The 11,476-nt window shown below is 69.6% G+C and carries 13 protein-coding genes; 11 read left to right on the forward strand and 2 right to left on the reverse strand.

What is annotated here, in order from left to right; translation table 11 throughout:
- Positions 1-118 precede the first annotated feature (118 nt).
- The 8 genes from ACTHJJ_RS18065 to ACTHJJ_RS18100 all read left to right on the forward strand — a co-directional run bounded on the left by ACTHJJ_RS18065 (position 119) and on the right by ACTHJJ_RS18100 (position 5,864).
- On the forward strand, positions 119-433 hold the full coding sequence (locus tag ACTHJJ_RS18065; protein ID WP_440304334.1) for a MerR family transcriptional regulator: 315 nt from the start codon (positions 119-121) through the stop codon (positions 431-433).
- The gene (locus ACTHJJ_RS18070) at positions 430-660 is read left to right on the forward strand and encodes a hypothetical protein (protein WP_440304335.1); all 231 of its coding nucleotides are present in this window, start codon (positions 430-432) and stop codon (positions 658-660) included. Before ACTHJJ_RS18065 ends, ACTHJJ_RS18070 begins: the two co-directional genes overlap by 4 nt.
- A gap of 101 nt (positions 661-761) precedes the next feature.
- A complete protein-coding gene (nhaA, locus tag ACTHJJ_RS18075) occupies positions 762-2,111 on the forward strand; it encodes a Na+/H+ antiporter NhaA (protein ID WP_440304336.1) in 1,350 nt (449 codons plus the stop codon).
- Positions 2,112-2,520: 409 nt separating this feature from the next.
- Complete coding sequence (locus ACTHJJ_RS18080; protein WP_440304337.1) at positions 2,521-3,405, forward strand: phage holin family protein; 885 nt, start codon at positions 2,521-2,523, stop codon at positions 3,403-3,405.
- Positions 3,406-3,465: 60 nt separating this feature from the next.
- Positions 3,466-4,374: an alpha/beta fold hydrolase gene (locus tag ACTHJJ_RS18085; RefSeq protein ID WP_440304338.1), complete on the forward strand. Its 909-nt coding sequence runs from the start codon at positions 3,466-3,468 to the stop codon at positions 4,372-4,374.
- Positions 4,375-4,391: 17 nt separating this feature from the next.
- Positions 4,392-5,162 carry a serine hydrolase gene (locus tag ACTHJJ_RS18090; protein WP_440304346.1) on the forward strand — a complete coding sequence of 257 codons (771 nt, stop codon included), beginning with the start codon at positions 4,392-4,394 and terminating at the stop codon, positions 5,160-5,162.
- A 50-nt stretch (positions 5,163-5,212) separates the two neighbouring features.
- Positions 5,213-5,467, forward strand: coding sequence for a type II toxin-antitoxin system VapB family antitoxin (locus tag ACTHJJ_RS18095; RefSeq protein WP_440304339.1), 255 nt, complete (start codon positions 5,213-5,215; stop codon positions 5,465-5,467).
- 1 nt (position 5,468) lies between these two features.
- Positions 5,469-5,864: a type II toxin-antitoxin system VapC family toxin gene (locus tag ACTHJJ_RS18100; protein ID WP_440304340.1), complete on the forward strand. Its 396-nt coding sequence runs from the start codon at positions 5,469-5,471 to the stop codon at positions 5,862-5,864.
- A gap of 176 nt (positions 5,865-6,040) precedes the next feature.
- Here the strand turns inward: ACTHJJ_RS18100 and ACTHJJ_RS18105 are convergent, their stop codons facing one another.
- Complete coding sequence (locus tag ACTHJJ_RS18105; protein WP_440304341.1) at positions 6,041-6,796, reverse strand: response regulator; 756 nt, start codon at positions 6,794-6,796, stop codon at positions 6,041-6,043.
- On the reverse strand, positions 6,793-8,556 hold the full coding sequence (locus ACTHJJ_RS18110) for an ATP-binding protein (RefSeq protein ID WP_440304342.1): 1,764 nt from the start codon (positions 8,554-8,556) through the stop codon (positions 6,793-6,795). Before ACTHJJ_RS18110 ends, ACTHJJ_RS18105 begins: the two co-directional genes overlap by 4 nt.
- Positions 8,557-8,641: 85 nt before the next feature.
- Here ACTHJJ_RS18110 and ACTHJJ_RS18115 point away from each other — a divergent pair, with 85 nt between their 5' ends.
- From ACTHJJ_RS18115 to ACTHJJ_RS18125, 3 genes are all read left to right on the forward strand, one after another.
- A complete protein-coding gene (locus ACTHJJ_RS18115) occupies positions 8,642-9,661 on the forward strand; it encodes a Bug family tripartite tricarboxylate transporter substrate binding protein (RefSeq protein WP_440304343.1) in 1,020 nt (339 codons plus the stop codon).
- Position 9,662: 1 nt separating this feature from the next.
- A complete protein-coding gene (locus tag ACTHJJ_RS18120; RefSeq protein ID WP_440304344.1) occupies positions 9,663-10,205 on the forward strand; it encodes a tripartite tricarboxylate transporter TctB family protein in 543 nt (180 codons plus the stop codon).
- On the forward strand, positions 10,205-11,476 hold a 1,272-nt coding region (locus ACTHJJ_RS18125), incomplete at its 3' end, for a tripartite tricarboxylate transporter permease (protein WP_440304345.1). The genes ACTHJJ_RS18120 and ACTHJJ_RS18125, both read left to right, overlap by 1 nt.

Here is an 11,476-nt window from a genome sequence, read left to right on the forward strand (position 1 = left end):
AACCACCTCTGCTCTCCTTTCTCTCCGGTTGAGGCGATGTGGATGTATCAGCGCGACCCTCACTGATCTACAGTGATGGTCATAGATTTGATATAGCACGTGAGAGACAAGGGATCAAGTGCCAGTCGAGAACGAATCTTCGGGAACCGCCACCGGCTCGCCCGACGCCGATCGCGGGGTCTACGGCATCTCGGTGGCGGCGGAGCTCGTCGGGATGAGCGCGCAGTCGCTCCGGTTCTACGAGGCGCGTGAGCTGCTCGATCCGGATCGGACGGCGGGGGGCACGCGTCGCTACAGTGCAAATGACCTCGATCGGCTCCGACGCATCGGCCAGCTCCTGGGTGCAGGCCTCAATCTCGCGGGTATCGCCATGGTGCTGGACCTGGAGGACGAGAACGCACAACTCCGAGCAGAGCAGGAGGACAACCCATGACCGACCACCCCTTCGAGGCCGAGGCTGCCGAGCACGACCTCGCAGAGCAGCAGTTCCCCATCACCGAGGACGACATCACCGACGACGACGTCGAGGCGGCCACGGTCCTGCCTGACGCACCCGTCGGTGACGTGGAGGCGAACGAGGCGGACGTGCTCGAGCAGCAGCTCCCCGTCTCGGGCGACGACCTCGAGGAGTACCCACCTCAGGAGCCCGACGAGGAGTGAGGGGCATCACGGCTCTCAGGCCCGCCCACTAGGGTAGGAGCCGGTGTGCCGGGAAGTCTGGTCGGCGTGACAGCGTCGCCTGCCCCGTGAGGACCTCCCGTATGCCGCCCACCTCCCCCTCGCCGAAGCCTTCCCTCCCGCGCCGCGTCCTGTCGCCCGGGACCTGGCCCGAGGTCCGCTACGTCCGGGACCTGCTCCGCACCGAGACGGTCGGCGGCGCCGTCCTGCTCGTCGCGGCCCTCGTCGCCCTGATCTGGGCCAACTCGCCCTGGCGCGAGGCCTACGCCGGGATCCGCGACTCGACATTCGGGCCGCGCGGGCTGCACCTCGACCTGTCTGTCGGGGCCTGGGCGGCCGACGGTCTCCTCGCCGTCTTCTTCCTCGTGGCCGGGATCGAGCTCAAGCGCGAGTTCGTCGCCGGCGACCTCGCCGACCGGCGCAAGGCCGCCCTGCCGATCGCCGCCGCGGTCTGCGGAGTCGTCCTGCCCGCAGTGCTTTTCGCCGTCACCGTCCTGCTGACGTCAGATGCGAGCGGGAGTCGGCTCAGCGGCATACTGCACGGCTGGGCGATCCCCACCGCGACGGACATCGCGTTCGCGCTCGCGGTCCTCGCGGTGATCGGCACCCACCTGCCGACCGCGCTCCGCGCGTTCCTGCTCACCCTCGCCGTCGTCGACGACCTCATCGCGATCACGATCATCGCCGTCTTCTACACGCAGCAGCTGCACCTGGTCTGGCTGGCCCTCGCGGTCGTGCCGCTCGCCGTCTGGCATCTCCTCCTCAGGCGCCGGTTCACCAACCCGGTCGTGCTCGCCGTGATCGCGCTCGTCACCTGGGGTCTCGTCCACGCGTCCGGCGTCCATGCGACGGTCGCCGGGGTGCTGCTCGGACTGCTCGTGCCCGTAGCCCGGTGGGCCGAGGACGACCCGGACTACCGCTCGATCGCCGAGCGGATACAGCACCGGCTCCAACCGTTCTCGGCCGGGGTCGCGGTGCCGGTGTTCGCGTTCTTCGCCGCCGGCGTGACCGTCGTCGGGGGTGGCCTCGGTGAGGGTCTGCGCGACCGGGCGGCGCTCGGAGTCGTCGTCGGGCTCGTGGCCGGCAAAGCCGTCGGGATCTTCGGCGGGACATGGGCGTTCACCAGGTTCACCCGGGCCGAGCTCGACGAAAGCCTCGGCTGGACCGACGTGTTCGGGCTGTCGGTGCTCGGAGGGGTCGGCTTCACCGTCGCGCTGCTCGTCGCCGAGCTGTCGTATGGCGCAGGGTCGGCCCAGACAGACCACGTGAAGTTCGCCGTCCTCCTCGGGAGCCTCATCTCGGCCTTGCTCGCGGCGGTCGTGCTGCGGATGCGGAACCGGCACTATGCCCGGGTCGCGGCGGAGGAGCAGGTCGACCTCGATGGCGACGGCATCCCGGACATCTACCAGCGGGACGAGCCCCGGGACTCCTGAGCGGGTGAGTCGGCGCCAGCGACACGCGGGACGAAGGTGGATTTACAGGACGCGCCCGTGCCCGCCGAGGACCGAGGGGTAGACGATGGACCTCCTCCCCTCCACCGGAGCCCGCCATGAACCTCATCGGCATCGACGTCCTCGCCGCCCTCCTGACCGGAGTCGCCTGGGTCTCCATCGGGATGCTCGCGTGCATCGGCCTCTCCCGGATCTCGCGCCGCCACTGACCCGGCCGCACCCAGACCGCGCGCCTGGGCCGGAGCCGGCTGGGCGGCATACGTCCTCGTTGGGAGCCTGCGCACCGCGGGACGGAACGTGCCGCGTCTCAGCCCCGGGTGAACTGGGCACAGTAGGGTGAGAACGGTCAGGCGCCCGGGTGGGCGCGCGTCAGGCAGGAGGAGTGCAGCCGATGAGCACCATGAGGCCCGGGCAGGACCGCAACGAACGAACCCTCGGCCAGCTCGTCGCCTCCGCCACCCAGGACTTCTCGACGATCATCCGTGGCGAGATCGCGCTCGCGAAGGCCGAGCTCAGCTCGCAGTTCAAGAAGGCCGGCATGGGCGGAGCACTGCTCGCGGCTGCCGGCGTCGTCGGCTTCTACTCCGTCTACTTCATCTTCATCACGATCGCCGAGGGCATCACCGCGGCGGGGCTGCCGAAGTGGCTCAGCTACCTCATCGTGACCGTGTTCTTCCTCCTCGTCGCGGGCATCCTCGCGCTCCTCGGCGTGCGCCGGCTCAGGTCCATGCAGCCCAAGCCGACCAAGGCCGTGGCGGAGGCGGAGCTGACCGTGGCCGCGCTGAAGCGGGCGACGAGCAACCCCTACAACCCGAACGGCTCGCGGGCCGTCGTGGCGGGGACCGCGAGCCCGGCGGCCGCCGCGACCACGCCCACCCAGGCCGCGCACGCCGCTCCCGTCAGCGCCTCGAGCGCCCCCGGCATCGCGGCCGGCTCGCCGGAGGCCCGGCTCGCCGACGCCCGCACCGCCGAGGCTCGTGCAGCCGCGCCCGGCAGGCCCGCCCCGGCGGCACCGCTCCCCGGGACGACGACCACGTCGACGCACGGCTGGGAGGAGACGGCCTCCGACGCCGTCGCCTCCGGCACGGGGGTCGAGGGCCCGGCCGACCTGACCGACCACCCCGTCATGTCGTCCGCCCCCGGCGCGTCGACCGCAGCCCTCCCGCGCACCCGCGCCGAGGCCAAGGCCCAGGCCGAGGCCGAGGCCGAGGCGAAGGCCCACGAGGACGCCAAGGCGCACGCCGACGGCAAGCGCCGCGACACGCCAGAGGCCTGAGCCACCGGCCCGGTTCCTTCCGCCGCGCGGCTGACCCGCGCCCGTCTCCCGAGAGCTCCCATGCCCGTTGACCCCGCCTTCGTCGACATCGAAGGTCCTTGGGAGCACCGTTACGTCGCCGCCAATGGCGCGCGGTTCCATGTCGCCGTGATGGGCGACGGGCCGCTCGTCATGATGCTGCACGGCTTCCCGCAGTTCTGGTACACGTGGCGCGACCAGATGACGGCGCTCGCCTCGCGCGGCTATCGCGTCGCGGCGATGGACCTGCGCGGCTACGGCGGCTCGGACAAGCCGCCCCGGGGCTACGACACCTACATGTCGACCCTCGACACCGCGAGCGTCATCCGGGCCCTCGGCGAGTCGTCGGCGATCGTTGTCGGGCAGGGGCTTGGCGGCTGGATCGCCTGGTGCATGCCGATCTTCCGGGCCGATGTGACCCGCGCGGTCGCGTCGCTATCGATGGCGCACCCGCGGGTGATGCGGCACGCGACGTGGACGAACCACCGGCAGCGCGAGGCGTCCCGCTGGATGCTCGAGCTGCAGAAGCCGTTCAAGCCGGAGCGGGCCATGAACCGGTCCCACACGTATGTCGAGAGCTTCCTCACCGCATGGTCGTCCCCCTACGGCTCCTATCCCAAGCCCGAGGACGTCACGCGCTACGGCGACGGGATGATGATCCCGTTCGTCGCCCACTCGGCGGCCGAGCACTACCGCTGGCTGGGGCGCTCCTCGGTCCGGCCGGATGGACCGATGTTCATGCGGCGCATCCGCCGGCCGATCGACGTCCCCGTGCTGCAGCTGCAGGGAACCGACGACCGGTGCGTCCTCATCGACGCGACGACTGGGTCCGGCGCCTATGTGCCCGGCGACTACCGCTACGTCGTCGTCGACGGCGCCGGCCACTTCCTCACGGAGGAGGCACCCCACGCCGTCAGCCGCATCCTCATCGAGTGGCTCGAGACGCAGTGAGCGCCGTCTCGTGGTCGGTGTGCGTCCGCGACGCGTCAGGTATGCCGCTGAGCTCGCAGGGCGCCCACGCTGAGTTGCGCACCGCGTCCGTCGGGAAGGTGCTCCTGCTGCTGTCCGTGGCGGGCCTGCTGTGTGACGGGTCCCTGTCCGCCGATGAGATGTTGCGCCGGGAACCCGTTGACGCCGTGGCGGATTCGGGCCTGTGGTGGCAGCTGTCGGTCGACGCGCTGCCGCTCGCTGATGTGGCCCAGCTGGTCGGCGCAGTGAGCGACAACCTTGCGACGAACGTGCTCTTGCGCAGGGTCGGGGTGGATTACGTTGCCCGGGTGGGCAGTTCACTAGGCCTGGAGCGGACCGCCTTGCACGACAAGGTTCGTGATGTGCGCGGTCCTGGGGATCCTGCGACGTTGTCGACGGGGACGGCTGAGGAGCTGAGCAGTCTCATGCTGCGGCTGGAGACAACCACTGCGATGGGCCCGGAGCCGGATTCGCTGGTTCGGCAATGGCTTTCGTCGAACGTGGACCTGTCGATGGTGGGGTCGGCCTTCGTTGCGCGGTTGGGTCTCGACCCCCTGGCTCACCTGGATGGGCCGATCCGGTTCTTCAACAAGACCGGGACGGATGCCGGCGTCCGGGCCGACGTCGGGACGGTCACCGTCGGCGACCGCACCCTGGCATGGGCCGCCATCGCCAACTGGGCCCCTGAGGACGACGGCCGCCTCGTGAGCGAGGCGATGGCAGGCATGCGGCGCATCGGCGACGAGATCGTGGACCGGCTCACTGCCTGATGGGATGATTCCACCTTGAGGGGTGGATATCTTCCTCCTATGCTGGAAGCATGGCGCTGAACATCAAGGATGCGGAGACGGACCGCCTGGTTCGTCAACTCGCCGCGGAGACCGGGGAGTCGATCACCGTCGCAACGCGCGTCGCCATCGAAGAGCGCTTGGCGCGTCTACATGCACGGCAGCATGCGACCGGACGCAGCTCTGATCTTTACCGCATCATCGAGCGAGGAAGAGAACGGCAGATACTCGACGCGCGCCCCGTGGATGAGATCCTCGGGTACGACGAACACGGTCTACCGTCCTGACATGGTCGTCGACACTTCCGCCCTCGTTGCCATCGTGCTTGGCGAGAGTGACGCCGAGCGCTACCTAGCCGCACTTCTCGCTGCCCGAGATGGAATACGCCTGTCGGCGGTGACCGCGGTCGAGGCCGCGATTGTGATCGAGAGTCGGCAGGGCAGTGACGCGACGAGGGATCTTGAGTTGCTGCTAAGTCAGCTGAGGGCGACCGTGACTGTCTGCGACGAAGACCAGGTGGCTGCTGCTCTCAATGGGTGGCGTCGGTTCGGAAAGGGCCGCCATCCCGCCGCCCTCAACCTGGGCGACTGCTTTTCGTATGCCCTGGCCCGAACAGTCAATGAGGAGTTGCTGTTCAAAGGCGATGACTTCCCTCAGACCGACGTACGGTGCGCGTTGGCCTAGAGGCGAGCGCGACGCGCCCCCCGTGGACTTGGCATGCGACAGGTCCACATGGGCGAACCGCGTTGACGCGAGGTCTCGTGCGGTCGTCGCGGACGGGCACTCTCCATTCGAAATGATGCTGCACTCTCGCTGGAGAAAACTGCACTCTCGAGGGGGAATGGTGCTCTGTCGATTTGTCAGCGGGGGCGATAGCGCCGCTCGGGGCGGCCCGTCGTGCCGTAACGCAGCGACACCTCGGCCTTGCCCGCGGCCACGAAGTGCTCGAGATAGCGCCTCGCGCTGACCCGCGAGATCCCCACGCGCTCAGCGCATTCCGTGGCCGACAGCGAACCATCCGAGTCTCCGACAACCTCCGCCGACGCAGTGCCGGACGAGTCCGCTCCGGCGGCCATCCCCGTCGCCACCCGGGCATCGCCCGCCGACCGCAACGCCTGTTCGACCGAGGCCGCCGTCTCGGCGCTCAGCCCCTTCGGCAACGAGACCGCCGCCCGACGCGTCACCCCCGACGTGCCGAAGGCGGCGTCGATCTGCTCCTGCGTCAGCTCACCCTCGGAGGCGACCCGGTCCCGCTCGGCGGCATACGCGACCAGCCGCTGCTCGAGCTCGGGGAACCCGAACGGCTTCAGCAGATACCCGACGACCCCCTCGCGCACCGCCCGGCGGACCGCATCCGCCTCCTTCGCCGCAGTGATGACGAGGACGTCGCAGGTCTCCCCCGCCGCGCGCAGCCGCCGCACCACGTCGAGCCCGAAGATGTCGGGCAGGTACAGGTCGAGCAGCACCAGGTCGGGCTGGAGCTCGTCGACGAGCGAGAGCGCCTCCGAGCCCGAACCGGCCACGCCGACGACCTCGAACCCCTGCACCCGCTCGACGAATCCCCGGTGGATCCGGGCGACCATGAAGTCGTCGTCGACGACCAGAACGCCAGTCATCGCACGACCTCCGGCACCGGCTCGACGGTCATGCTGGCAGTGAACACGGCGCCCTCCGGTGTGTTCTCGACGTTGACCTCGCCACCCCGGCGGCGACAGATGAGCCGGATCAGCCCGAGGCCGATCCCCCGCTCACCCGCGGCCGCGGCTTTGGTCGTGAAGCCATGGGTGAAGACCTCGGTGACGAGCTCGGGAGCCACACCCGGTCCGGAGTCGGAGACGACCACCTCGACGGTCGTGCCGCCCTGCCGGATGGAGAGCTCGACCCACTTGTCGGCAGCCTCGCTCGCCGCCGCAGCGTCGATGGCATTGTCGACGAGGTTTCCGACGACCGCGGCGAGGTCCGCGGAATCGCGCGGGCTCAACCGGCCGAGCGCCGTGTGGTCGCCGACCCGCAGCTCGACCCGCCGCTCGGTCGCCTGGGACGCCTTCGCCAGGACGAGCGCGGTGATCGCCCGGTCCTCGATCCGTCGGGAGACGCTGAGGTCCAGCGCGGCCCGGTGCTCGCTGACCGAGTCGACGTACCGGACCACGTCGTCGTATTCCCCGAGCTGGATGAGTCCCGAGATCGTGTGCAGCTGGTTCGCGAACTCGTGCGCCTGCGCGCGCAGCAGCTCGGTCGCGCTCCGGAACGAGCCGAGCTGTCGCTCCAGTTCGGCAAGCTCGGTTCGGTCACGCAGGGTCGTCACCGACCCGAGCGGCCGGCCGTCCTTGACGACCTCCATGCGGTTCATGACGAGCACCCGCCCTCGCCGCAGCACGACCTGGTCCCGCACCCGAGGAGCCGGTATGCCGCTCACGTCGCTCCCGGAGTCCTCCTCCCCTTCGCTGAACTGGTCGCTCGTGGGCGAGCTGGACGGTTCACCCTCCAGCTCGCCCTCGAACGGACCGTTCCGGGAAAGGGGGTCGTCGACGCCGAGGAGGACGTCGCGGAGGCGCGCGCCGAGCGGGAGGTCGGTGAGCGTCATACCCACTGCGTGTTGCGGTAGGTCGAGCAGGTGCTGGGCGACGTTGTTGACCAGGGTGATCCGGTTGTTCGTGTCGATCGCGATGACGCCCTCGGCGAGGCCGTAGAGCATTGCCTCCCGGCTCTCCGCGAGGCCCGTGATCTCGGCGGGCTCGAGCCCCAGCGTCTGGCGCTTGAGTCGGCGGGCGAGCAGCCACGAGCCGATCCCGCCGAGGCCGAGCGCGAGGCCGAGGTAGGTGATCAGGTAGGAGGAGGCACCGCGCAGCCGGTCGAGCGTCGAGAGCGTGCGGGTCGCGACCATGACGGTGCCGAGGTGGTCGCCGACCCGGTCCTCCGCGTCGCTGAGGACCGGCGTCTGCGTCACCAGCATCTGCTCGCCGTCGAGCGCCAGCACGCCGGTCCAGCTCGCGCCCTGCCCGACCGTCGGCGACCCGAGCTCGACGCGGGTGTTCTCCAGCGTCGGGTCCGACGAGACGCGGGCGACGCCGTCGGTGCCGATGAAGGTGATGGAGGTGACGCCGTACTGCGTCACGACGGACTGGACGAGGGCCGGCGTGGCGTTGATGATCCCGCTCGCCATCTCCGTGCGGACGAGCGGCAGGGTGGCCAACTGCTCGGCGACGGCGGAGACGCGCCGCCCCTCGGTGCGGTTGAAGGTCGCCTCCGACTGCGCGAGCGAGACGAGGGCGACGGCGACGAGCACCGTGAAGAGGATGAGAAACTGCGCGACGAGCAGCTGCCCCGCGAGGGACAAGCGACGGCGCTGCGTGACCAAAACGAACTCAACCTTCATTGCTGACACAAGGGCGACACGTCGGAGGTGGCGCGGAAATGATCATGCCGTTCCCACCCCCGAACGTGAAAGTGAGACTCAACGGATGAGCACTCGCACCACCACCCGGCTCGCTGCCGTCGTGGCCATCGGCGCCCTCGGCCTGAGCGCCTGCGGCGCGACGAAGAAGGCCGCGGGGACCGAGGGCGCCACCGCGGGCAACGACGGCAAGCCGGTGGCCGGCCTGCAGATCATGGTCCCGAACTCGCCGGGTGGCGGCTACGACACCACGGCCCGCACCGTGCAGAAGGTGATGGACGACGCCAAGATCACGGCGTCGACCCAGGTCTTCAACCTGCCGGGCGCCGGTGGCACCGTCGGCCTGCAGCGGACCGTCAACGAGAAGGGCAACGGCAAGCTCGCCATGCAGATGGGTCTCGGCGTCGTCGGCGCCGCGTACACCCAGAAGTCGAAGGCGACCCTCAATGACACGACGCCGATCGCCAAGCTGATCGAGGAGGCCGGCGCCATCGTCGTCTCCAAGAACTCGCCCTACCAGGACATCAACCAGCTCATCGAGGCCTGGAAGAAGGACCCGTCGAAGCTCAACGTCGGCGGCGGCTCCAGCCCGGGCGGTCCCGACCACCTGCTGCCGATGCAGCTGGCCAAGGCCGTCGGCATCGACCCGAAGCAGGTCTCGTTCATCTCCTACGACGGCGGCGGTGAGCTCCTCCCCGCCATCCTCGGCAACAAGATCGCCTTCGGTGCGAGCGGTTTCGGCGAGTTCCTCGAGCAGGTCAAGGCCGGCTCCGTCCGGGTCCTCGCCGTCACGAGCGAGAAGCGGATCGACGCGCTGCCCGACGTGCCGACCCTCAAGGAGAAGGGGGTCGACTTCACCTTCACCAACTGGCGCGGCATCGTCGCACCGCCGGAGATCTCCGACGCCGACAAGAAGGTCTGGATCGACGTGCTCACCAAGATGCACGACTCGAAGGCGTGGAAGGACGAGCTGGAGAAGCGCGGCTGGACCGACGCCTTCCAGACCGGCGACGAGTTCGGCGCCTTCCTCAAGGCCCAGGACCAGTCGGTCGCGGACATCCTCAAGGGACTGGGCCTCGCGAGCTGATATGCCTGACCTGACACCCGACCCCACGGCCGAACGGACCGAGGTGGGAGTCGAGACCAAGGGCGGGGACCGCGCACAGTACGGCATGTGCGCGGCCCTCGCCGGCCTCGGCGTCCTCCTCCTCGTGGACGCGGCCCGCCTTGCCCCGGTCCAGAGCAGCAACGACGCCCTCGGCCCGAAGCCCGTGCCGATCGTCCTCGGCGCGCTCCTGCTCGTCGTCGCCCTCTTCTACGCCATCGACATCCGGCGCGGTGGCGTCGGCGCCGCCGAGGAGGGCGAGGACGTCGACCTCGACGAGCGAGCCGACTGGAAGACCGTCGCGCTGCTCATCGTCGTCTTCGGCGTGAGCGCTGCCCTCATCGGACCGCTCGGCTGGGTCATCGCGGGGTCCCTCCTGTTCTGGGGCTGCGCCTTCGCCCTCGGCAACCGGCACCACATCCGTGGCCTGCTCGTGGGCATCGCGATCTCCCTCATCACCTTCTATGCGTTTGCCATCGGGCTCGGGGTCAACCTGCCCGCCGGCATCCTGGACGGGATCCTCTGATGGACAACCTCAACCACCTCATCGACGGCTTCGGCCATGTGATGACGCCGGGGAACCTGCTCTATGCGTTCATCGGCGTCGTCGTCGGCACCGCGGTCGGCGTGCTGCCGGGCATCGGCCCGGCCATGACGGTCGCGCTGCTGCTGCCGATCACCTTCGGTCTCGACCCGACCCAGGCGCTCATCCTCTTCTGCGGCGTCTTCTACGGCGGCATGTACGGCGGGTCGACCACCTCGATCCTGCTGAACACCCCGGGTGAGTCGTCCTCGGTGGTGACCGCGCTCGAGGGCAACAAGATGGCCAAGGCCGGTCGGGCCGCACAGGCACTGGCAACCGCCGCCATCGGCTCCTTCGTGGCCGGCACGATCGCCACGCTGCTCCTCGTGCTCGTCATGCCGCAGGTCGTCGACTTCGCCATCGACCTCGGCTCGCCGGACTACCTCGCGATCATCCTGCTCGCCTTCGTGGGTGCGAGCGCGGTGCTCGGCTCGTCCCGGATCCGGGGCTTCGCGGCCCTGCTCATCGGCCTGTCGATCGGCACGGTCGGCATCGACAAGGTGACGGGCCAGCATCGGTTGACCTTCGGCCTGCCGCAGCTCGCGGACGGCATCGACATCGTCGTCGTCGCGGTCGGCCTCTTCGCCGTCGGCGAGGCCCTCTGGGTGGCGGCCCACCTGCGCCGCAAGGCCGGCTCGGTCATCCCGGTCGGCAACCCGTGGATGGGCCGGCAGGACTGGAAGCGGTCATGGAAGCCGTGGCTGCGTGGCACCGCGCTCGGGTTCCCCTTCGGCGCGATCCCGGCCGGTGGCGCCGAGGTGCCGACCTTCCTCTCCTACATCACGGAGCGGAAGCTGACGAAGCATCCGGAGGAGTTCGGCAAGGGCGCCATCGAGGGCGTCGCCGGGCCGGAGGCCGCCAACAACGCGTCCGCCGCCGGCACCCTCGTGCCGCTGCTCGCCATCGGCCTGCCCACGAACGCCACCGCGGCGATCATGCTCTCGGCCCTGCAGGGGTGGGGCTTCGAACCGGGCCCGCTGCTCATCGAGAAGCAGCCGGTCCTCGTCTGGACCCTCATCGCGAGCCTCTTCGTCGGCAACACGATGCTGCTCCTGTTGAACCTGCCGCTCGCGCCGGCCTGGGCGAAGCTGCTCCAGATCCCGCGGCCATACCTCTACGCCGGCATCATCTTCTTCGCGGCGATGGGTGCGTGGGCGGTCAACGGCCAGGCGTTCGACCTCTACCTGCTGCTCGCCATCGGCCTGCTCGGCTTC

The organism is Intrasporangium sp. (assembly GCF_051961875.1).
In the GTDB taxonomy this organism is placed as follows: domain Bacteria; phylum Actinomycetota; class Actinomycetes; order Actinomycetales; family Dermatophilaceae; genus Intrasporangium_A.